We start from the raw sequence: 21996 nt of genomic DNA on the forward strand, positions 1-21996 counted from the left end.
GTACTGCAGGGGGGACCCTGTGGGAGAGTAGGACACCGCCGAACAATTCTTGGGAAAACCCCCGCATCTTCGGATGCGGGGGTTTTCTGCGTTTCAGAAGCTTTTCGCCCCCGGGAGGGGAGCGAAAGCCGCTGTCAGAGCCGGCCCGCTGCCTTCAGCGCCAGGTAGGCGTCGGCGACTGCCGGCGCCAGGTCGTCCGGGGTGGCGTCGACGACGGTGACGCCATGACGGCGGAGCTTGTCGGTGGTGCGGTTGCGTTCTGCCTGCGCCTGGGCGGCCGCGGCGGCCTCGTAGACCGCGTCGGTGGAGCCGCGGGCCGCTGCCATCCGGGCGATGTGCGGGTCGGACACGGATGCCACCAGGACCGTATGACGCTGGGTCAGCTGCGGGATGACGGGGAGGAGCCCTTCTTCCACGGGGGCCGCGTCCAGCGTCGTCAGAAGGACGATCAGGGAGCGGCGGGGGGCCGTACGCAGGGCTGTGGCGGCCAGGCCACGAGCGTCCGTCTCGACGAGCTCGGGTTCGAGGGTCGCCATGGCGTTGACCAGGGACGGCAGGAGGTCGCCCGCCGTGCGGCCCTGCACCAGGGCGCGGACGCGGCGGTCGTAGGCGAGCAGGTCGACGCGATCGCCGGCCCGGGAGGCGAGGGTGGCCAGGAGCAGAGCGGCGTCCAGGGAGGCGTCGAGGCGCGGGGCGTCTCCGACGCGGCCGGCCGAGGTGCGGCCGGTGTCGAGGACCAGAAGGATGTGACGGTCGCGCTCGGGACGCCAGGTGCGGACGGCGACGGTGGTGTGGCGGGCGGTGGCGCGCCAGTCGATGGAGCGGGTGTCGTCGCCGGGGACGTATTCGCGGAGGCTGTCGAACTCCGTGCCCTCGCCGCGTTGCAGGACGCTGGTGCGGCCGTCCAGTTCGCGCAGGCGGGCCAGCTTCGACGGCAGGTGCTTGCGGCTGGTGAACGGCGGCAGGACGCGGACCGTCCAGGGCACCTTGTGGGTGCCCTGTCGGGCGAACAGACCGAGCGGGCCGTAGGAGCGGATGGTCACGCGGTCGGCCTGGCGGTCGCCGCGGCGGGTGGGTCGCAGGCGGGTCGTGACGCGGCGGCGCTCGCCCGCCGGGACGGTGAGGTGGTGGCGGGACGCCTCGACCTCGGTGCCGGGGCGCCAGCTGCTGGGCGGCCAGGCGTCGCGCAGATGCGCGCGGAGCGGTCGGCCGGTGGGGTTGGTGACCGTCAGGGTGACGTCGGCGGAGTCACCCAGGCGTACCGAGGTGTCGCCCGAGCGGGTGAGGCCGAGACGGCGCACGGGGGCGGCGAGGGCGTAGTCGCAGGCGCAAGCGAGTGCCAGGGTGCCGTTGACCGCGAGGATGCCCGTCCAGCCGGGTTCCAGGATGCCGACGGGCAGGGAGCCGATTGCCGCGAGGAGCGCGGCGCGTCCGGTGAGCGCCATCAGCGGGGCACGGGGACGTGGGCGAGGATGGCGGTGATGACGGAGTCGGCGGTCACGCCCTCCATCTCGGCCTCCGGGCGCAGTTGGACGCGGTGGCGGAGCGTGGGCAGGGCGAGGGCCTTCACGTCGTCGGGGATGACGTAGTCGCGGCCGGTCAGCCAGGCCCAGGCGCGGGCCGTGGACAGCAGGGCGGTGGCGCCGCGGGGGGAGACGCCGAGGGTGAGGGAGGGTGACTCGCGGGTGGCGCGGCAGATGTCGACGACGTACGCGGCGATCTCGGGGGAGACGGTCGTCTTGGCGACGGCGGCGCGGGCGGCTTCGAGTTGGGCGGCGTTCGCGACGGGGCGTACGCCGGCGGCGCGCAGGTCGCGCGGGTTGAAGCCGGCGGCGTGGCGGGTGAGGACGTCGATCTCGTCCTGGCGGGAGGGCAGCGGGACCGTGAGCTTGAGCAGGAAGCGGTCCAGCTGGGCCTCGGGGAGGGGGTAGGTGCCCTCGTACTCGACCGGGTTCTGGGTGGCGGCGACGAGGAAGGGGTCGGGGAGGGCGCGCGGGGTGCCGTCGACGGTGACCTGGCGTTCCTCCATCGCCTCCAGGAGGGAGGACTGGGTCTTCGGGGGCGTCCGGTTGATCTCGTCGGCGAGGAGGAGGTGGGTGAAGACCGGGCCGGGCTGGAAGGAGAACTCGGCCGTGCGGGCGTCGTAGACCAGGGAGCCGGTGATGTCACCGGGCATCAGGTCGGGGGTGAACTGCACGCGCTTCGTGTCGAGTTCGAGGGCGGCGGCGAGTGCGCGCACGAGGAGGGTCTTGGCGACGCCGGGGACGCCTTCGAGCAGGACGTGGCCGCGGCACAGCAGGGCGACGACGAGGCCGGTCACGGCGGGGTCCTGACCGACCACGGCCTTGGCGATCTCGGCGCGCAGGGCTTCGAGGGCGGCGCGGGGGTCGCCCGGCTGTCCGGTCCGCCCGGCGTTGTCAGTGGTCGGGTCCATCATGGACGGCGTACCTCTCTTTCGAGGGCGTCGAGTCGGTCGGCGAGTGTGATCAGGGCTGCGTCGTCGCTGGGTGGCGGCCCGAACAGGAGGGTGTGCAGGTCGTGTTGCCCGTCGCTGTGCAGGCGGGCGGACAGGGCCGGGAGCAGAGCTTCGGGCGTGTGCGCCTGGGTGGTGGGCACGCCGACGAGGGGGGCGAGGCGGGTGCGGGTGGTGGAGCGCAGAGCGGCGGCGGCGCGGTCGCGGGCGTTCGCCTTGCGGTAGAGCCGGGCGCGGCCTTCGGCGGTTTCGGAGGCGCGGATCGCGACGGGGAGTTTTTCGGGGACGAGCGGGCCGAGCCGGCGGGCCCGCCACAGGGCGGCGAGGGCTGCCGCGACGAAGAGTTGCAGGGTGCCCCGTAGCCAGCCGGAGGGGAGCAGGTCGACGAGGGATTTCCGGTCGTCGGGTGCGGTGGCCGAGGTGTCGGACAGTGAGGGGAGGTACCAGACGAGATGGGGGCGGGAGCCGAGGAGTTGGAGGGCGAGCGAGGCGTTGCCCTGCTCGTCGAGGTGCTCGTTGACGAGGATGTCGGGCGCGCCGAGGGCGACGGTGTCGCCGTGGCCGGTGGCGTCGGGGACGCGTACGAGGGTGGCCAGGCCGTCGCTGGGGTAGCACTCGTCGGCGTGGACGTGGGTGGTGGTGTAGCGGATGCCGCCGGTGTCGGCGGTGCCCGCGCGTTGCGCGGCGGGCAGGGCGCAGCCGGGTTCGAGCAGGGAGTCGGTGCTGGTGACGGGGTCGGCGGTGACGCCGGGGGCGAGCCGTTCGACGGAGGTGTTGCCGGCGACGAGGAGGGTGCGGCCGCCCGAGTCGGCGGTGGCCGTGCGCAGTTGGCGTTGCTGACCGGGCGTCAGCAGGTCGGGGACGGCGACCAGGAGGGTGGTGTCGGGGCCTGCGGCGGTGCGTGCCTCGTCCAGGGTGGTGACCACGCGCGTGTGGACGCCGTGGTCGGCGAGGAGTGCGGCGATGGCGCGGCTGCCGGAGGGGTCGGCGGAGCGTGGGTCGAGGGAGCCGTGCTGGGTGGTGGAGCGGACCAGGGCGATCACGACGGCCGCAGCCAGGAGGAGGACGAGCGCGAGGGCGATGCCCCGGGCGCGGGTGAGGACCTGACGGGCGGTGGGCGAGGCCGAGGTGGTCGGGAGGGTGGCCTCGGTGGTCATCCGGCGGCTCCCTGCGGGGTGTCGGGGGTCGGGCCGGCGGTGCTGGTCGTGAGCCGGGGCCTGGTGCTCTCCAGGTCGCGGTCCAGTTCGGCGAGGCGCTGGTACGACTGCTCGCTCGCGCTGCGGCCGCCGTATGTGACGTCGTCGAACTCCCGGGCGGCGGCGCGCAGTCGGTCCAGGTGCGCGGGCAGGGCGCGGCCGGCCTCGTCGGCGGCTTCGTCGGCGGTGCGGCCCGGGCGTACGTCGAGCAGGGCGCGTTCTTCCAGGGAGCGGACGATGGCGCGCATGCGTTCCTGGACGGCCTGGTTCCAGTGGCCTTGGGCGGCGTGTGCCTCGGCGGCGGCGCGGTGTTCGGCGGCGCTGCGGGGGCGGTCGTCGAACAGGGCGGCGGCGGAGGCGGGTCGGCGGTGCGGGGTGCCCAGGCGCCACCAGAGGGCGGCGAGGACCGCGAGTACGGCGACGACGATGACGACGAGGCCGACGGTGCCGCCGGGCGTCGCCGTGGTGGCGGCGCTGAAGAGGCGGTCCAGCCAGTCCCAGAAGGCGTTGAGGGCGCGCTGGAGCGGGCTGGGGTCGTCCTGGTGGTACATCCGCTTGGACAGTTCCCGGCGGGCGGCCTCCCGTGCGGGGTCGCGCGGTGTGGTCACCGGGGGAACCCCGTCGGAGCCGGCGCGCGAGAGCAGGGAGGTGCCGTGCAGGCGCAGCAGTGCGTGTACGGCGGTGTCGGTGGCGTGGGCCAGTGTGGTCGCGGCGGTGTCGGCGGCGCGGGCCAGCGTCGTGCCGGCGGTGTCCGCCGTGTGGGCCAGTGCGGCCGAGGCCGTGTAGGTGGCGTGCGGCCAGGCCGGCACGGCCGTGTCGGCGGTGTGTGGCGGTGCTGTCGCCGCCGTGACGATTCCCCCCGTCAGGCTCACGGCATCAGCTCCGCGGTGTGCTGCCGGCCGGGCCGGTGCTGTGGTCCTGGAGGCCGGCGGCGCGGGCGAGTTCGAGGTCGAGGGCCTCGCGGCGGATGCGCTGGTCGATGTAGAGCAGGACGGTCACTCCGGCGCTGATCGGGAAGGTGATCATGGAGCCGATCACCGAGCCGATGCCGCTGATGATGAGGAAGGTCCAGCCGCGTTCGCCTTCCATGAGGCCGGAGACGCCGCCTCCGTTCGCGGCGGCGGCGATGAAGGTGAAGGGGATGACGACGAGCGCGGCGATGATGTTCGCGATGATCCCGGCGAGCAGCTGGATGCCGAAGACCCGCCACCAGGTGCCGCGTACGAGCTTGGCGGAGCGGCTCATCGACTTGCGGATGCCCTGCTTCTCCAGCATCAGGGCCGGGGAGGCCAGGGAGAAGCGGATCATCAGCCACAGGACGACGACGAACGCGGCGAGACCGCCGAGGGCGCCGAGCCCCGCTCCGGCGTCCGCGTTGCCGCCGACGGCGACGAGGATGCCGGGGGTGATGCCGACGCCGAAGACGACGGCGCCGATGAGGACGAGCAGCCCGATCAGCCCGAAGAGCCTGGGCAGTTGGGTGCGGGCGTCGCGCCAGGCCTCGCCGATGGTCACCGGCCGGCCGAGGACGGCCCGGCTGGTCACCGTGGTGAGCAGGGCGGTCGCCGTGACCGTGCCGATCATGGAGATCAGGAAGATGACCGCCGAGTTGAGCATGGTGTCGCCCAGGGCGCGGGTCACCTCGCTGAGGGTGGCGCTACGGTCGTCGAGGGCGTCGGTGCCCGTGGTGTCGAGGGCGAGGCCCTGCACCAGGACGGCGAGGACCTCGGTGACGACGGCGACGGACAGGGTGATGCCGAGCACCGTGCGCCAGTAGGTGCGCATGGTGGACACCGCGCCGTCGAGGATCTCGCCGACACCGAGGGGGCGCAGCGGGATCACACCGGGCTTGGCCGCGGGCGGCGGCCCGCCCCAGCCGGCTCCCCAGGCGCCGTGACCGGGGGCGCCGTAGCCGTATCCGCCGGGGGGCCCGTATCCGCCGGGTCCGTACCCGCCGGGGCCCGCCGGGGGCGCGCCCCAGCCGGGGCCGGGCGGCGGGGGCGGCGGGGACTGGGCCGGGCCCTGCTGCCCGGTCGGCGCCGACCACTGGCCGGCCGGTGGCTGCACCTGGGACCACTTCGTGCCGGGGCTCTGCGGGTCCTGAACCGGCTGGTCCGCGGGCTGCTCCGGCTCGGCGGGGCGGGACGCGCCGGGCTGCTGCCCGTCGGACGGGGCGGATCCGGGCGAGGCCCAGCCCGGAGTGTCGTTCATCGTCGCTCCTTCACGGTGCCCGTCCGCGGTCGCGGCGGCAGGTTGGCAGCCATCGTGCCATGGGGTCGTCATCCGGGTACCGGCCGAGGTCGGGCCCGCGCATCTTCAATTGTCCGCCGGATACGGGGAAGACTGACGGCATGGCTGATCAGTACGCGCACGCCGGCGACGACACGCAGCTCACCGGGATCCCCGCGATCCGCTGGGAGGAGCCGCCCGAAGGACCCGTTCTGGTCCTGCTGGACCAGACGAGGCTGCCGACCGAGGAGGTCGAACTGGTCTGCACGGACGCGTCCGCGCTGGTGGAGGCGATCCGTTCGCTCGCCGTGCGCGGGGCACCGCTGCTCGGTGTCGCGGGGGCGTACGGGGTCGCGCTCGCCGCCGCGCGCGGCTTCGACGTGGACGAGGCCGCGACCACGCTGGCCGGCGCCCGGCCGACGGCGGTGAACCTGTCGGTCGGGGTACGCCGGGCCGTCGAGGCGCACCGGGCGGCGTGCGAGAAGGGCGCCACCCCCGGGCAGGCCGCGCAGGCGGCGCTGGCCGCGGCGCGGACGCTGCACCGGGAGGACGCCGAGGCCAGCGTCCGCATGGCCGAGCACGGCATGGCGCTGCTCGAGGAGTTGCTGCCCGCCGGAGGGCACCGGATCCTCACGCACTGCAACACCGGGTCGCTGGTGTCGGGCGGTGAGGGCACGGCGTTCGCGGTGGCGCTGGCGGCGCACCGGGCGGGGCGGCTGCGGCGCCTGTGGGTGGACGAGACGCGGCCGCTCCTGCAGGGGGCGCGGCTCACGGCGTACGAGGCGGCACGGCACGGCATGGCGTACACGCTGCTCGCGGACAACGCGGCGGGGTCGCTGTTCGCTGCCGGTGAGGTGGACGCGGTGCTGATCGGGGCGGACCGGATCGCGGCCGACGGGTCGGTGGCGAACAAGGTGGGCAGCTATCCGCTCGCGGTGCTCGCCCGCTACCACCATGTGCCGTTCATCGTGGTCGCGCCGGTGACGACCGTCGACCTCGACACCCCGGACGGGGCGGCCATCGAGGTGGAGCAGCGTGCCGGGTTCGAGGTCACGGAGATCCCGGTGCCGCAGGTGCAGGCCAGCGGTCCGGGAGGCGGGGTGCCGGTGGCGCCGCTGGGGACGCAGGCGTACAACCCGGCGTTCGACGTGACGCCGCCGGAGCTGATCACGGCGATCGTCACGGAGGGCGGCGCGCTGTCGCCGGTGACGGGCAAGGGGCTCGCGGAGCTGTGCGCGCGGTCCCGGGAGGGGGCCGCCGGGTAGGCCCGCGGTCGGTGCGGTGCTCTCGCCCGCGGAGGTCGTGGGCAGACAGTGACCGGTGAGTACGACTATCGTCACGGGCCAGTGACGTGCCTCACCAGGCGCCCCGGTCACTGTTACGAGAATGGGATGATGTCGTTTATGAAGGGACGAGTCCTTGTCGTCGACGACGACACCGCACTGGCCGAGATGCTCGGCATTGTGCTGCGTGGTGAGGGTTTTGAGCCGTCTTTCGTAGCCGACGGCGACAAGGCGCTGGCTGCGTTCCGGGAGGCCAAGCCCGACCTGGTGCTGCTGGACCTGATGCTGCCCGGCCGGGACGGTATCGAGGTGTGCCGTCTGATCAGGGCGGAGTCCGGGGTGCCGATCGTGATGCTCACGGCCAAGAGCGACACCGTCGACGTCGTGGTGGGTCTGGAGTCCGGCGCGGACGACTACATCGTCAAGCCGTTCAAGCCCAAGGAACTGGTGGCCCGGATCCGGGCGCGCCTGCGCAGGTCCGAGGAGCCGGCACCGGAGCAGCTGGCCATCGGTGACCTGGTCATCGACGTGGCCGGGCATTCCGTGAAGCGCGACGGGCAGTCGATCGCGCTGACCCCGCTGGAGTTCGACCTGCTGGTGGCGCTGGCCCGCAAGCCGTGGCAGGTGTTCACCCGTGAGGTGCTGCTGGAGCAGGTGTGGGGCTACCGCCACGCGGCGGACACCCGCCTGGTCAACGTGCATGTGCAGCGGCTGCGCTCCAAGGTCGAGAAGGACCCGGAGAAGCCGGAGATCGTGGTGACCGTCCGTGGCGTCGGTTACAAGGCCGGACCGAGCTGACATGTCCAGGGACAGTGCCGCCTCGGCTCCCGGCCGGTCCGGGGTCCACGCCGGGCGGCCTGTCGGCCGGAAACCGGTCGGCTCGCGCTGGGCCCGGCTGGTGGAGGGCGGGCTCCTGCACGGCGGGGTGCACGGCAGCCCCGTGGTCCGGCTGTTCATGCGCTGGATACGCCGCCCGCTGCTGCCGGTGATGCGGTTGTGGCGGCGCAACATCCAGCTGAAGGTCGTCGCCACCACGCTTTTGATGTCGCTGGGTGTGGTGCTGCTGCTCGGCTTCGTCGTCATCGGGCAGGTGCGCAACGGCCTGCTGGAGGCGAAGGTGAAGGCCTCGCAGAGCCAGGCCGCGGGCGGCTTCGCGGTGGCCAAGCAGAAGGCGGACGAGGCGGCCGCGGGCACCGACGACGGCACCGGTGTCGACACGCGCCCCTCGCAGAACGTCATCGAGTGGATGAGCAACCTCGTCTCGTCCCTCGCCAGCGGCGGACAGGGCGCCTTCGACGTGGTCACGCTGCCCGCCGGCGCCGGGGCCGGCAGCGCGGGCGGCCTCGGGCCGCGTGCCTCCGGGTTCGTCAGCCCGTCGGAGAGCGTGCCCGTCGCCCTGCGCGAGCGGGTCGACTCCAGCACGGGCGCGGCACAGAGCTACACCCGGATCATCTACAGCAACGGCCGCCCCTCGCAGCCCGCGCTGGTCATCGGCAAGCAGGTCAACGACCCCAACGGCGACCCGTACCAGCTGTACTACCTCTTCCCGCTCACCCAGGAGGAGAAGTCGCTCAGCCTGGTCAAGGGAACGCTGGCGACCGCCGGGCTGTTCGTCGTCGTCCTGCTCGGCGCCATCGCGTGGCTCGTGGTGCGCCAGGTCGTCACGCCGGTGCGGATGGCGGCCGGGATCGCCGAGCGGCTGTCGGCCGGGCGGCTGCAGGAACGGATGAAGGTCACCGGCGAGGACGACATCGCGCGGCTCGGTGAGGCCTTCAACAAGATGGCGCAGAACCTCCAGCAGAAGATCAGCCAGCTGGAGGACCTGTCGCGGATGCAGCGCCGCTTCGTCTCCGACGTCTCGCACGAGCTGCGTACGCCGCTGACGACCGTGCGGATGGCCGCCGACGTCATCCACGAGGCACGCGAGGACTTCGATCCGGTGACCGCCCGCTCGGCGGAGCTGCTCGCCGACCAGCTGGACCGGTTCGAGTCGCTGCTCGCCGACTTGCTGGAGATCAGCCGCTTCGACGCGGGCGCGGCGGCCCTGGAGGCCGAACCGATCGACCTGCGGGACGTGGTGCGGCGTGTGGTCAGTGGGGCCGAGCCGCTCGCCGAGCGCAAGGGCACGCGGATCAGGGTGGTCGGCGATCAGCAGCCCGTGATCGCCGAGGCCGACGCCCGGCGGGTGGAGCGCGTCCTGCGCAACCTCGTCGTCAACGCCGTCGAGCACGGTGAGGGCAAGGACGTGGTGGTCAAACTGGCCGCCGCGGGCGGAGCGGTCGCGGTCGCGGTGCGTGACTACGGTGTCGGGCTGAAGCCCGGCGAGGCGACACGCGTGTTCAGCCGCTTCTGGCGCGCCGACCCGGCACGCGCGCGTACGACGGGCGGTACGGGCCTGGGCCTGTCGATCGCCCTGGAGGACGCGCGGCTGCACGGGGGCTGGCTGCAGGCGTGGGGCGAGCCCGGTGGTGGCTCGCAGTTCCGGCTGACGCTGCCCAGGACCGCCGATGAGCCGCTGCGGGGCTCGCCGATACCGCTGGAGCCCAAGGACTCGCGGCGCAACCGTGGACTGAACGACGCAGGATCCGGGCGCGGCGGGGAGAAGACGGCCACCGTGCCGGCCCAGCCCGCGGCCGGTGAGCAGCGGCCCGGCCTGCCGTGCCGGGCGCAGTTGGCGCCGCGGACGGCCGGGTCCGCGCCGACGGCCGACCCGACGGCGCTGCCGGGCAACGGCGCGCGCGTGGTGCCCCGGCCCGGTGGCACGGCGACCCGCCCGGACGGCGTGGCGGGTGGGGAGCCCGCCAAGGACCGGGCGGACGCCGCCGTGGTCCGGCCCGACGACTCCGACACACAAGGGGAGGCCTTCCGTGGGCGCTGACCGCGAGGGGGGCGCCCGGCGCACGCCGGCGCGCGCGGTGGCGTACGCCGCCTGTGGGGTGGTCCTGCTGGCGGGCTGCGCGTCGATGCCCGACAGCGGGGACCTGCGCGGTGTGGAGTCCACGCCGCGGCCCGACTCGCAGGTGCGGGTGTTCGCGATGCCGCCCGCCGAGGGCGCGCCGCCCGCGGACATCCTGCAGGGCTTTCTGGAGGCGCTGACCAGCGACGATCCCGGCTATGCGACGGCACGGCAGTACCTGACGCCGCACGCGGCGCGGGCCTGGCAGCCGGGTCGTGCCACCACGGTGCTGGAGGACGGGCCGAGCATGCAGGCCGCCCGTTCCGCCAGCCGGGAGGACGCCGACGACGCCGCTTTCACGCTGACCGGGACCCGGGTCGCGACGGTGGACGCGCAGCAGTCGTACCGGCCGGCCGACGGGCCGTACCGGCAGACGGTGCACCTGACACGGGACGACAAGACACAGCAGTGGCGCATCGACGGACTGCCGCAGGGCGTCGTCATGGGCAAGTCGGACTTCCAGCGCAACTACATGTCCGTCAACAAGTACTACTTCGCGTCCAACGTGGCCGCCACGAACGGGCAGACCACGGCCGTCGCCGACCCCGTCTACGTCCGCGAGCGGGTGGATCTGATGACGCAGGTCGTGCGCTCCGTGCTGCAGGGCCCGACCTCGTGGCTGCGGCCGGTGGTCCGCTCCAGCTTCCCCACCGGCACGGATCTGGCGCGGGGTACGGCCGCGCTCACCCCCGACGACCAGAACAAACTGACCGTGCCGCTCAACGACAAGGCCGCACGGGTCGGCCGGGCCCGCTGCGACGAGATGGCGGCGCAGCTGCTGTTCACCCTGCAGTACGTCACGCCCACGGTGAACGAGGTCGAGCTGCGCTCCGGCGAGGAGCACCTGTGCTCCCTCACCGCCGACCAGGCCGAGGCGGTGGCCGCCCGCGGCTCCACCGCGCACCCCGACTACGTGTACTTCATCGACGACAGCAGCCGGCTGGTACGGCTGGCCACCGGCGCCGCCGGCACCAGGGCCGAACCGGTGCCGGGCGCCCTGGGCCAGGGGGTACGGCCGCTGCGGGCGGCCGCCGTGTCGCGGGACGAGCGCGAGGCGGCCGGTGTCAGCAACGACGCGAGCGCTCTGTACGTCGGCTCGCTGGTCTCCAGCAGCTCGCTCGGCAGCGCGGTGGTGACCAGTCATGGCGCGACGCCCGCGGACCGGCTGACGACGCCCAGCTGGGACGCGAACGGCGACCTGTGGGTTGCCGACCGCGACCCCGCCCATCCGCACCTGTGGCTGTTGCAGCAGGGCGGGGGGACCCCCGTGGACGTGGCCGTTCCGGGGCTGGACGGGCGCGTCCGGGAGGTCCGGGTGGCCGCGGACGGGGTGCGGATCGCGCTGGTCGTGGAGAAGGACGGCAAGCAGTCGCTGTTCGTGGGGCGGATCCAGCGACCCGACGACAAGGACGCCGCCGGGCCCGGCGCGCGCCCGGCGGTGTCCGTGCTGGAACTACGCTCCGCCACGCCGGGCCTCGAGGAGATCAAGGCGATGTCGTGGTCCGGCGACAGCCGGCTCGTCGTGGTCGGGCGCGAGGCGGGTGGCGTGCAGCAGATGCGGTACGCGCAGGTCGACGGCTCCACCCCGGAGGGGCCGCCGCCTGCCGCGCTGTCCGGTGTGGAGGACATCGCCGCCTCCGAGGACGACCGGGTGCCGCTGGTGGCGTACTCCGGTGAGGACGGCATCGTGCGGCTGCCGTCGGGGGCGCAGTGGCAGAAGCTCGTGAAGAGCGGTACGGCGCCGGTGTACCCGGGCTGAGGCGGGCCGGGGCGGCCTGAGGCGGGCGCCCGGGGGTTTTCCACAGGGCGTTGTCCACAGGGGTGGCCGGGGTCCGGCGTGCTTGGCACAGTGGTCCTATGCGGGGGTGGTGGCAGGACCTCACCGACCTGGTGCTGCCGGTCGATTGCGCCGGCTGCGGGCGGCCTCGTGCGGTGCTCTGCCCCGCGTGCCGTACGGCGCTGAGCGGGGCCGTGCCGTGCCGGGTGCGGCCGGTGCCGCGGCCACCGGGCCTGCCGGCCGTGCACGCGGCGGCGCCCTACGCGGACGAGGTGCGGGCACTGCTGCTCGCGCACAAGGAGCGGGGCGTGCTGGCGCTGGCCCGGCCGCTGGGCGAGGCGCTGGCGGCGGCGGTGCGGGCCGGGCTCCGGCAGGGCGGAGTGCCCGGTGGCGTGTCGGCGGGCGGGTGCGTGCTGCTGGTGCCGGTGCCGTCGGCGCGCGCGGCGGTACGGGCGCGCGGGCACGACCCGGCGCGGCGGATCGCGCTGGCGGCGGCCGGGGAGCTGCGCCGGGGCGGGATGCCGGTCCGGGTGGCGGCGGTGCTGCGGCAGCGGCGGGTGGTGGCCGACCAGGCGGGGCTGGATTCCCGGGAGCGGCTGGAGAATCTGTCGGGCGCGCTGACGGTCGTACCCGGCGGCGGGCGGCTGCTCGCGCGCGGTCCCGTGGTGCTCGTCGACGATCTGATGACGACCGGTGCCTCGCTCGGTGAGGCGGCGCGAGCGGTGAGTGATACCGGCGTGTCGCCCGTGTACCCCGGAGCGGGTGGGGAAGGACGGAAGGAACGCGAAGCCGCTGTGCCGGAAGGGAGACCGGATCGGGCGCACGTGAGGTGGGGAATGCCGGACGGGAACCGCGCGGGCCGTGTGGTCTGCGCGGCGGTGGTCGCGGCTTCTCCCGATGCTTTCGAAATAAACCGGAACTGATCGAGAACTTCTGTCGTTGCAGGTAATGAGGGGTCAATTCACCTGAAGGGAGGTACACGTCAGGAGAGGGTGACGACATCCGGCCGGGCGAGATATGTTCGGTTGTGAGGGAAAGCCGCAGGCCATGCCCCTCGTTTCCGAATGCCGTGCCGCGGGTTTTGAGTAATCATCCGCAGCACAGGGGGTGTAGATCTTGCCCATGGGGGAGGAGGAGGTGAAAGTCACCGAGTCCGCGGTTCCGGGCCACACCGGAGCCTGGTGCAAAAGGGAGATGCCCCGCCAGTGAAGCGGGGTGATCCGGGAACGGAGTTCTGCGTGGACATCGTCGTCAAGGGCCGCAAGACCGAGGTGCCCGAGCGGTTCCGGAAGCACGTGGCCGAGAAGCTGAAGCTGGACAAGATCCAGAAGCTCGATGCCAAGGTGATCAGCCTCGACGTCGAGGTGTCCAAGGAGCCCAACCCCCGACAGGCCGACCGATGCGACCGAGTGGAGATCACCCTCCGCTCCCGCGGTCCGGTGATCCGGGCGGAGGCGGCTGCCAACGATCCGTACGCGGCACTCGACCTGGCGGCGGAGAAGCTGGAAGCCAGGCTGCGCAAGCAGCACGACAAGCGGTTCACCCGCCGCGGAGCCAAGCGGATCAGCGCAGCAGAGGTCCCCAACCACGTCCCGGGCGTCGCAACGCTCAACGGGAACGGCCATCCCGTCCCGGCGGAAGAGCCGGACAGCGTGCCCACCAAGAAGATCGGCTCGCTCGAGGTGCAGGGCGACGGCCCCCTCGTCGTACGCGAGAAGACGCACGTCGCCGCCCCCATGACACTCGACCAGGCCCTCTACGAGATGGAACTGGTCGGCCACGACTTCTACCTCTTCGTCGACTCCGAGACCAAGGAGCCCAGCGTCGTCTACCGGCGCCACGCCTACGACTACGGCGTGATCCACCTCAGGACCGACACGATGGTCACCGAGGCGTCCTCCCCCGACGCGGGCGGTTCGCTGGGCGGTTGACCCTCCGTACGACAGCCGGGCCGGTGCCCCTGGAGCGCGGCGTGCGCCCCCAGGGGCACCGGCGTGCGACCCTTCGCCCACCGCTGCGTCACCGCGTTGTCGCCGAGGCATGGAATCATGGCCGCAACGGCTCAACCGGTGGGTCGTTGCCTTGGGTTGGCGATGGCACAGGACCACGGGCCACAGCCTTCAGGGGGAGGAACGATGGCGGACACCTTCGGACCGATGCGGGACGAGGACGCCGATGACGGCGTCGTCGGCATGAGCCCGGGCACTGCCGGCTCCGCACGCAGCGAGCCGATCAGAGTCCTGGTCGTGGACGACCACGCCCTCTTCCGCCGCGGCCTGGAGATCGTGCTCGCCGCCGAGGAGGACATCCAGGTCGTCGGTGAGGCCGGTGACGGCGCCGAGGCCGTGGAAAAGGCCGCCGATCTGCTGCCGGACATCGTGCTCATGGATGTGCGCATGCCCAAGCGGGGCGGTATCGAGGCGTGCACCTCCATCAAGGAGGTCGCCCCCAGCGCGAAGATCATCATGCTGACGATCAGCGACGAGGAGGCCGACCTCTACGACGCGATCAAGGCGGGCGCGACCGGTTACCTGCTCAAGGAGATCTCCACCGACGAGGTGGCCACCGCCATTCGCGCGGTGGCCGACGGCCAGTCGCAGATCAGCCCCTCGATGGCCTCCAAGCTGCTCACCGAGTTCAAATCGATGATCCAGCGCACCGACGAGCGCCGGCTGGTGCCCGCGCCGCGGCTCACCGACCGTGAGCTGGAGGTGCTCAAGCTCGTCGCCACCGGGATGAACAACCGCGACATCGCCAAGGAGCTGTTCATCTCCGAGAACACCGTGAAGAACCACGTGCGCAACATCCTGGAGAAGCTGCAGCTGCACTCCCGGATGGAGGCCGTGGTCTACGCGATGCGGGAGAAGATCCTCGAGATCCGCTGAGCGTTCAGGCGAGCGTTGCCGGTGATCGACCGAGGTGATCGCTCCGGTGTGCGTCAGGCCGTCAGCCGGGCCAGCTCGGCGATCAGCGGCTCGCGCAGCTCCGGTGCCTCGACACGCTCCACGCGCACGTCCGTGCAGTCCACCCAGGACGCCGCCTCCACCAGCGCCCGGGCGACGGACGGCACGGCCTTCCCGCTGTCCACGGTGACCTGCTTGGCGACCAGCGTGGCCCCCTCGCGCGCCGGGTCGACACGGCCCACGAGGCGACCGCCGGCCAGGACCGGCATGGCGAAGTAGCCGTGGATCCGCTTGGGCCGGGGGACGTAGGCCTCCAGCCGATGGGTGAAGCCGAAGATCCGCTCCGTGCGCGCCCGCTCCCAGATCAGGGAGTCGAACGGCGACAGCAGCGTGGTGCGGTGCCGGCCGCGCGGCGGGGTCCGCAGGGCTGCCGGGTCCGCCCACGCCGGGCGGCCCCAGCCCTCCACCGTCACCGGCACCAGACCCGAGTCGGCGATCACAGCGTCCACCTGCTCGCCCTTGAGCCGGTGGTAGTCGGCGATGTCCGCGCGCGTGCCCACGCCGAGGGCCTCGCCCGCCTGGCGGACCAGACGGCGTACGCACTCGGTGTCGTCCAGCTCGTCGTGCAGCAGCTCCGCCGGGATCGCCCGCTCGGCCAGGTCGTAGACGCGCTTCCAGCCGCGACGGGTCACGCAGACCACCTCGCCGTACATCAGCGCGCGTTCCACGGCGACCTTGGTGCCGGACCAGTCCCACCAGTCGTTCGTCTTCTTGGCGCCGCCCAGCTCCGTCGCGGTCAGCGGGCCGTCGCTCCGCAACTGCTTGATGACCTGGTCGTAGGCGCCGTCGGGGAGGTCGTGGTGCCAGTGCGGGCGGTTGCGGTAGGCGCGGCGGCGGAAGGCGAAGTGCGGCCACTCCTCGGCGGGCAGGATGCACGCCGCGTGCGACCAGTACTCGAAGGCGTGCGCGTCCGTCCAGTAGGCCTGCTCGACGGTCTTGCGGCCCACCGCGCCGAGGCGGGCGTAGGGAACGAGCTCGTGCGAACGGGCCAGGACGGAGATGGTGTCGAGCTGGACCGCGCCGAGGTGACGGAGAACACCGCGGACCGCCGCGCCGGGGCCGCTGCGGCGGGCGTACGACGGCGTGCCGAGGAGACCCTGGGCACGGAGGGCGATGCGGCGGGCCTCGTCTGCGGTGAGCTCTGCGGTGGGGCGCGGGGTCGTCATGCTCGGCACGATAGGGGTCGGGACTGACAGACCGTGGTGAGCTGGGGTTTCTCGCCGCGTGGGGCGGGAGTTGCGGCTGCGCCGGTCATGCCCGGGCCGGCAAGTAGGGCGCCGTGGAGGGCAGGTCGAGGTCCGAGGGGAGCAGGGAGCCCACCCAGCAGTCCCGGCGTACCCCCTTGTTGTTGAGCGCGGAGCGCAGTGTGCCCTCGATGGTGAAACCGGCCCGTTCCGCCACCGCGCGGGAGGCGTGGTTGCCCACCTCGGCCCGCCATTCGACGCGGTCGACGCAGAGGTGGGTGAACGCCCAGCGGGTGGCGGCGACGGTGGCCTCGGTGAGGTAGCCGTGACCGCGGTGTTCCTTCGCCGCCCAGTAGCCGACCTCCGTCATGCCCAGGGAGCGCATCGTCAGGGCGAGCATGCCGGTCAGCTCACCGCCGGGCAGGAACACGCCGAAGGTGCACATCGAGGCGTCGGCCCAGCCCTCGGGGACCGTCTGCTCGATGAAGGCACGCGCGTGCTCGGGCAGGTAGGGCGAGGGAATGGTCGTCCAGCGCTGGATGTCCGGGTCCTGGGCGGCGGCGTACACCGCGTCGGTGTCCTGCGGGCCCACCGTGCGCAGGACGAGGCGGTCGGTGGCGAGCGTGACGGGTTCCATCGGCCGATTCTGCTCGGGCCGGTCGACGTCCGCCATCCTTTTGCTCTGGGTGAGCGGGCGATCACATTTCGCGCAATTCGTCGGCGGCATCCGGCACCATCCGCGCCGCTCGGCCGTTGTCCTCCTTGAAGGAGATTTGAAGCAGAGCACAGAAGGAGGGACGGTCCTCGTCACGGCAGGCCTCCCGGCGCGGCGGGGTCCTCGCATACGATGGCCGTTGCTCAGTAAGTCAAGTGGTAACCGACCGTCCCAGGCCCGACCGGCAAGGAGACCAACCCCCGTGTCCGTCCTCTCGAAGATCATGCGTGCAGGCGAAGGCAAGATCCTGCGCAAGCTGCACCGCATCGCGGACCAGGTCAACTCCATCGAAGAGGACTTCGTCGACCTCTCCGACGCCGAGCTGCGGGCCCTCACCGATGAGTACAAGCAGCGGTACGCCGACGGCGAGAGCCTGGACGACCTGCTGCCCGAGGCGTTCGCCACGGTCCGCGAGGCCGCCAAGCGCGTCCTCGGCCAGCGCCACTACGACGTGCAGATGATGGGCGGCGCCGCCCTGCACCTGGGCTATGTGGCCGAGATGAAGACCGGTGAGGGCAAGACCCTCGTCGGCACCCTGCCCGCCTATCTGAACGCCCTGTCCGGCGACGGCGTGCACATCGTCACGGTCAACGACTACCTGGCCGAGCGCGACTCCGAGATGATGGGCCGCGTCCACCGCTTCCTGGGCCTGTCCGTCGGCTGCATCCTCGCGAACATGACGCCGGCCCAGCGCCGCGAGCAGTACGCGTGCGACATCACCTACGGCACGAACAACGAGTTCGGCTTCGACTACCTGCGCGACAACATGGCGTGGTCGCAGGACGAACTGGTCCAGCGCGGGCACAACTTCGCCATCGTCGACGAGGTCGACTCCATCCTCATCGACGAGGCCCGTACGCCGCTGATCATCTCCGGCCCGGCCGACCAGGCCACCAAGTGGTACGGCGACTTCGCCAAGCTGGTCACGCGCCTCAAGCGCGGCGAGGCCGGCAACCCGCTCAAGGGCATCGAGGAGACCGGCGACTACGACGTCGACGAGAAGAAGCGCACGGTCGCCATCCACGAGTCCGGCGTCAGCAAGGTCGAGGACTGGCTGGGCATCGACAACCTCTACGAGTCGGTGAACACCCCGCTGGTCGGCTACCTCAACAACGCCATCAAGGCCAAGGAACTGTTCAAGCGCGACAAGGACTACGTCGTCATCGACGGCGAGGTCATGATCGTCGACGAGCACACCGGCCGTATCCTCGCCGGCCGCCGCTACAACGAGGGCATGCACCAGGCGATCGAGGCGAAGGAAGGGGTGGACATCAAGGACGAGAACCAGACGCTCGCCACGATCACCCTGCAGAACTTCTTCCGCCTCTACAACAAGCTGTCCGGCATGACCGGTACGGCCATGACCGAGGCCGCGGAGTTCCACCAGATCTACAAGCTCGGCGTGGTCCCGATCCCGACCAACCGCCCGATGGTCCGCAAGGACCAGTCGGACCTCATCTACCGCACCGAGGTCGCGAAGTTCGAGGCGGTCGTCGACGACATCGCCGAGAAGCACGAGAAGGGCCAGCCGATCCTCGTCGGCACCACGTCCGTCGAGAAGTCCGAGTACCTCTCGCAGCAGCTCAGCAAGCGTGGCGTCCAGCACGAGGTGCTCAACGCCAAGCACCACGAGCGCGAGGCGCAGATCGTCGCCCAGGCGGGCCGCAAGGGCGCCGTGACGGTGGCCACCAACATGGCCGGCCGTGGTACCGACATCAAGCTCGGCGGCAACCCCGAGGACCTCGCCGAGGCGGAGCTGCGCCAGCGCGGCCTCGACCCCGAGGAGCACATCGAGGAGTGGGCCGCGGCCCTGCCCGAGGCGCTCAAGCGCGCCGAGGAAGCGGTCAAGGCCGAGAAGGACGAGGTCGAGAAGCTCGGCGGTCTCTACGTGCTCGGCACCGAGCGCCACGAGTCGCGGCGGATCGACAACCAGCTGCGCGGTCGTTCCGGCCGTCAGGGCGACCCGGGCGAGTCCCGGTTCTACCTGTCGCTGGGCGACGACCTGATGCGGCTGTTCAAGGCGCAGATGGTCGAGCGCGTGATGTCGATGGCGAACGTCCCCGACGACGTGCCGATCGAGAACAAGATGGTCACGCGCGCGATCGCCTCCGCCCAGGCGCAGGTGGAGACCCAGAACTTCGAGACGCGCAAGAACGTCCTGAAGTACGACGAGGTGCTCAACCGCCAGCGCGAGGTCATCTACGGCGAGCGCCGCCGCGTCCTGGAGGGCGAGGACCTGCACGAGCAGATCCAGCACTTCATGGACGACACCATCGACGCCTATGTGCAGGCCGAGACCGCCGAGGGCTTCCCGGAGGACTGGGACCTGGACCGTCTGTGGGGCGCGTTCAAGCAGCTCTACCCGGTCAAGGTGACCATCGAGGAGCTCGAGGAGGCGGCCGGCGACCGGGCCGGGCTCACCGCCGAGTTCATCGCGGAGTCCATCAAGGACGACATCCACGACCAGTACGCGGCGCGTGAGGAGCAGCTCGGCTCCGAGATCATGCGGGAGCTGGAGCGCCGGGTCGTGCTGTCGGTGCTGGACCGCAAGTGGCGTGAGCACCTCTACGAGATGGACTACCTCCAGGAGGGCATCGGCCTGCGCGCGATGGCCCAGAAGGACCCGCTGGTCGAGTACCAGCGCGAGGGCTTCGACATGTTCACCGCGATGATGGACGGCATCAAGGAGGAGTCCGTCGGCTACCTGTTCAACCTGGAGGTCCAGGTCGAGCAGCAGGTCGAGGAGGTTCCGGTCGAGGACGTCGTGCCCGCGGCGGGCGTCCAGGACGCGGTGCCGGCGCAGGCGGGTGCCTCGCGTCCGGAGATCCGCGCGAAGGGGCTGGACGCGCCGCAGCAGCGGAACCTGCACTTCTCCGCGCCGACCGTGGACGGCGAGGGCGGGATCATCGAGGGTGACCTGACGACCGACGAGGACGGCCTGCGGTCCGAGACGGACGGGCTGACCCGGGCGGAGCGGCGCAAGCAGCGGGGCGGGCGTCGCCGCAAGAAGTGATGGTGCGCTGCGCGGACTTGACCGTGTGACGTGAGCTGAGGGCCGGGTACCTGAGGGTGCCCGGCCCTTCGGCGTGCGGGTGCCTGCGGCGCGGAGCGCGGTGTGCCTGCGCCGGCCCGTTGCTGTCCGGGGGTCAGTCCGTGTCGGGGCGGCGGGGGCCGCCGGTGTCGACGGCTGTGCAGCGCCAGCGGTGGTCCTGGCCGCGTTCCAGACGGAAGGCCAGGGCGCTGAGGCGGTTGCCCGTGGTGATGCGGGCGAAGACCTCCAGGGCGCCGGGGTGGACCTCGTAGTAGCCGAGGTCGTGGACGACCGGCTGGGGGCCGCGGGCGGCGCGCAGAGGGCCGCGTTCGGCCAGCCAGGCCAGTTCGTCGTAGGCGCGGCCGCGGGTGTGGCCGAGCATGAAGTGGACGGGGCGCCGGCCGGTGAGGACGGCGAGGAGGCGCTCGGCGAAGAAGTCCGTGGGGACGGGGGCCGGCGGGGCCGTCGGGGGCCGGGTGTCCGTGGGCCGGGTACGGGCGCGGGGGGTGCGGCCCGGGCCGGCCGGCGGGCGGGCGCCGGACGCCGTGCGCGGTGGGGTGCCGCCCGGGGTGCGCGGGGGAGTGCCGCCCGGCCGGGTGGTGTCGCGGCGGCCGGCCGGCCGGGTGCCCGCGCGGCGCTGCAGCCTGGTCATGACCTTGTTCATACGTGTCCCCGTTTCACGGCGAGCCGGTCGATACCGGTCGGTAACTTCCTGTCACGGATCTTGTACGGCCGGTGAGAGCCGGGCAAGGGAGGGATCCGCCGGCGAGGGCCGGACGGAGATTCACTTATCCGGGTGACGCGGTGGGGCGGGATCCCGCCGTCGGGCGGGCGGTGGGGGGTGAACCCGCGGACGGGGATGGACGCCGTCGAGCCCGGGGACAGGAACCCGAAAGGGGACCGTCCCACGTATCCTGAAGACCCTTTGACCACGAGAGAGCGGCCGGCCATGCGCGTCTACGTCCCCCTGACCCTCCCCGCGCTCGCCGAGGCGTACAAGTCGGGTGAGCTGGGGGCCGGCGGGCCGGTCACGGCGTACGCGGTCACGCCCGGGCTGCGGGAGTGGTACGTCTCCGACGACATCGAGGAGCTGGAGTACGCGGCGCTGAGCCGGGCCGCGCTGGCCTCGCTGAGGCTGCTCGCGGCGGACCCGGACGCCGCGCGCCGGCGGGTGGTCGTCGCCGTGGACGTGCCCGACGGCGCGGCGAGCGCCGATCCCGGCCGGGCGCTGGACGCGGCGACGCTCGGCGAGGTGCGGGTGAGCGGGGTCGTACGGCTGGCCAAGGCGGCCGCGGTGCACGTGGACGCGGACGACGCCGAGGCGGACGTGGCGGCCGCGGCGCAGGCGCTGGCGGCGGCGGACGGTGGGGACGACGACGCGCAGTTCGTGGTGGACGGCGCCGAGGACCATGAGCTGCTCTGGTACGCGACGCAGGAGATCCCGAACCTGGTGCAGGGCATCTGAGCTGCGGTGATCACCGTCAGTCCCCGATTGTCAGTGGGGGCGGGTACCTTTTTCGACATGGGGATGCGAGGAGCGTCGCACATTGTCTGGGACTGGAACGGCACGCTGTTCCACGACAATGAGGCGATCATCGGGGCGACGAACGCGGCGTTCGGCGAGCTGGGTCTCGAGCCGATCACGCTGGAGCAGTACCGCGCGCTGTACTGCGTGCCGGTGCCGAAGTTCTATGAGCGGCTGCTGGGCCGGCTGCCCACGGATGCCGAGTGGGAGCTGATGGACGGCGTCTTCCACCGGTACTACACCGAGCACCGCATACGGTGCGAGCTGACCGTGGGCGCCGCCGAACTGCTGGCCGGGTGGAGGTCCGCGGGGCACAGCCAGTCGATCCTGAGCATGTACGGGCACGAGGACCTCGTCCCGCTCGTGCGGACCTTCGGGATAGAGCAGCACTTCCTGCGGGTGGACGGGCGTACGGGGCCGTCCGGCGGCAGCAAGGCCGAGCACATGGTGCGGCATCTGAGTCTGCTGACGGGCGTGGACCCGGCGCGCACGGTGGTGATCGGGGACGCCGCCGACGACGCGGTGGCCGCGCGGCACGCCGGGGCGCAGGCGGTGCTGTACACCGGCGGGTCGCACAGCCGGGCCAGCCTCGAGGGGGTCGGGGTGCCGGTGGTGGACACGCTCGAGGAGGCCGTCGAGGAGGCCCGGCGCATAGCCGCGTGAG

The 21996-nt window shown here is 72.3% G+C and carries 18 protein-coding genes; 10 read left to right on the forward strand and 8 right to left on the reverse strand.

Annotation, left to right across the window (positions count from 1 at the left end):
* Window positions 1-134: 134 nt before the first annotated feature.
* The 5 genes from ACZ64A_RS24870 to ACZ64A_RS24890 form a co-directional block, all read right to left on the reverse strand.
* The gene (locus ACZ64A_RS24870; RefSeq protein WP_469813238.1) at window positions 135-1445 is read right to left on the reverse strand and encodes a DUF58 domain-containing protein; all 1311 of its coding nucleotides are present in this window, start codon (window positions 1443-1445) and stop codon (window positions 135-137) included.
* Window positions 1445-2434 carry an AAA family ATPase gene (locus ACZ64A_RS24875; RefSeq protein ID WP_469813239.1) on the reverse strand — a complete coding sequence of 330 codons (990 nt, stop codon included), beginning with the start codon at window positions 2432-2434 and terminating at the stop codon, window positions 1445-1447. Before ACZ64A_RS24875 ends, ACZ64A_RS24870 begins: the two co-directional genes overlap by 1 nt.
* A complete protein-coding gene (locus ACZ64A_RS24880; protein ID WP_469813240.1) occupies window positions 2434-3630 on the reverse strand; it encodes a DUF4350 domain-containing protein in 1197 nt (398 codons plus the stop codon). The genes ACZ64A_RS24875 and ACZ64A_RS24880 overlap by 1 nt, the downstream gene beginning before the upstream one ends.
* Entirely contained in the window at window positions 3627-4370 is a 744-nt protein-coding gene (locus tag ACZ64A_RS24885; protein ID WP_469813742.1) for a DUF4129 domain-containing protein, read from the reverse strand. The genes ACZ64A_RS24880 and ACZ64A_RS24885 overlap by 4 nt, the downstream gene beginning before the upstream one ends.
* Window positions 4371-4545: 175 nt before the next feature.
* On the reverse strand, window positions 4546-5880 hold the full coding sequence (locus tag ACZ64A_RS24890; protein ID WP_469813242.1) for a glycerophosphoryl diester phosphodiesterase membrane domain-containing protein: 1335 nt from the start codon (window positions 5878-5880) through the stop codon (window positions 4546-4548).
* A 140-nt stretch (window positions 5881-6020) separates the two neighbouring features.
* Here ACZ64A_RS24890 and mtnA point away from each other — a divergent pair, with 140 nt between their 5' ends.
* The 7 genes from mtnA to ACZ64A_RS24925 all read left to right on the forward strand — a co-directional run bounded on the left by mtnA (window position 6021) and on the right by ACZ64A_RS24925 (window position 14799).
* A complete protein-coding gene (mtnA, locus tag ACZ64A_RS24895) occupies window positions 6021-7163 on the forward strand; it encodes an S-methyl-5-thioribose-1-phosphate isomerase (protein WP_469813244.1) in 1143 nt (380 codons plus the stop codon).
* Window positions 7164-7289: 126 nt separating this feature from the next.
* Window positions 7290-7979 carry a two-component system response regulator MtrA gene (mtrA, locus tag ACZ64A_RS24900; protein WP_009188938.1) on the forward strand — a complete coding sequence of 230 codons (690 nt, stop codon included), beginning with the start codon at window positions 7290-7292 and terminating at the stop codon, window positions 7977-7979.
* A gap of 1 nt (window position 7980) precedes the next feature.
* On the forward strand, window positions 7981-10059 hold the full coding sequence (gene mtrB, locus ACZ64A_RS24905; protein ID WP_469813246.1) for an MtrAB system histidine kinase MtrB: 2079 nt from the start codon (window positions 7981-7983) through the stop codon (window positions 10057-10059).
* Window positions 10049-11896 (forward strand): LpqB family beta-propeller domain-containing protein, encoded by a 1848-nt coding sequence (locus ACZ64A_RS24910; RefSeq protein WP_469813247.1) that lies wholly within the window; start codon window positions 10049-10051, stop codon window positions 11894-11896. Before mtrB ends, ACZ64A_RS24910 begins: the two co-directional genes overlap by 11 nt.
* Window positions 11897-11994: 98 nt before the next feature.
* The gene (locus ACZ64A_RS24915) at window positions 11995-12837 is read left to right on the forward strand and encodes a ComF family protein (protein WP_469813248.1); all 843 of its coding nucleotides are present in this window, start codon (window positions 11995-11997) and stop codon (window positions 12835-12837) included.
* A gap of 315 nt (window positions 12838-13152) precedes the next feature.
* The gene (gene hpf / locus ACZ64A_RS24920) at window positions 13153-13845 is read left to right on the forward strand and encodes a ribosome hibernation-promoting factor, HPF/YfiA family (RefSeq protein WP_469813250.1); all 693 of its coding nucleotides are present in this window, start codon (window positions 13153-13155) and stop codon (window positions 13843-13845) included.
* 204 nt (window positions 13846-14049) lie between these two features.
* Complete coding sequence (locus tag ACZ64A_RS24925) at window positions 14050-14799, forward strand: response regulator transcription factor (protein ID WP_361638535.1); 750 nt, start codon at window positions 14050-14052, stop codon at window positions 14797-14799.
* A gap of 53 nt (window positions 14800-14852) precedes the next feature.
* On the opposite strand, the gene ACZ64A_RS24930 is transcribed toward ACZ64A_RS24925, so the two are convergent.
* Entirely contained in the window at window positions 14853-16043 is a 1191-nt protein-coding gene (locus ACZ64A_RS24930; RefSeq protein ID WP_469813251.1) for a winged helix-turn-helix domain-containing protein, read from the reverse strand.
* Window positions 16044-16128: 85 nt separating this feature from the next.
* The gene (locus ACZ64A_RS24935; RefSeq protein ID WP_469813253.1) at window positions 16129-16698 is read right to left on the reverse strand and encodes a GNAT family N-acetyltransferase; all 570 of its coding nucleotides are present in this window, start codon (window positions 16696-16698) and stop codon (window positions 16129-16131) included.
* 280 nt (window positions 16699-16978) lie between these two features.
* Here ACZ64A_RS24935 and secA point away from each other — a divergent pair, with 280 nt between their 5' ends.
* Window positions 16979-19789, forward strand: coding sequence for a preprotein translocase subunit SecA (secA, locus tag ACZ64A_RS24940; RefSeq protein ID WP_469813254.1), 2811 nt, complete (start codon window positions 16979-16981; stop codon window positions 19787-19789).
* Window positions 19790-19922: 133 nt separating this feature from the next.
* Here secA and ACZ64A_RS24945 read toward each other — a convergent pair whose 3' ends face one another.
* Window positions 19923-20471: an Rv3235 family protein gene (locus ACZ64A_RS24945; protein ID WP_469813256.1), complete on the reverse strand. Its 549-nt coding sequence runs from the start codon at window positions 20469-20471 to the stop codon at window positions 19923-19925.
* A gap of 285 nt (window positions 20472-20756) precedes the next feature.
* On the opposite strand from ACZ64A_RS24945, the gene ACZ64A_RS24950 reads away from it, so the two are divergent.
* Both ACZ64A_RS24950 and ACZ64A_RS24955 read left to right on the forward strand, forming a co-directional pair.
* The gene (locus tag ACZ64A_RS24950; RefSeq protein WP_469813744.1) at window positions 20757-21272 is read left to right on the forward strand and encodes a DUF6912 family protein; all 516 of its coding nucleotides are present in this window, start codon (window positions 20757-20759) and stop codon (window positions 21270-21272) included.
* Between the two features lie 57 nt (window positions 21273-21329).
* Window positions 21330-21995, forward strand: coding sequence for an HAD family hydrolase (locus ACZ64A_RS24955; RefSeq protein ID WP_469813257.1), 666 nt, complete (start codon window positions 21330-21332; stop codon window positions 21993-21995).
* The last annotated feature ends 1 nt before the right edge of the window (window position 21996 follow it).

This window comes from Streptomyces sp. NPDC104814, assembly GCF_055583185.1.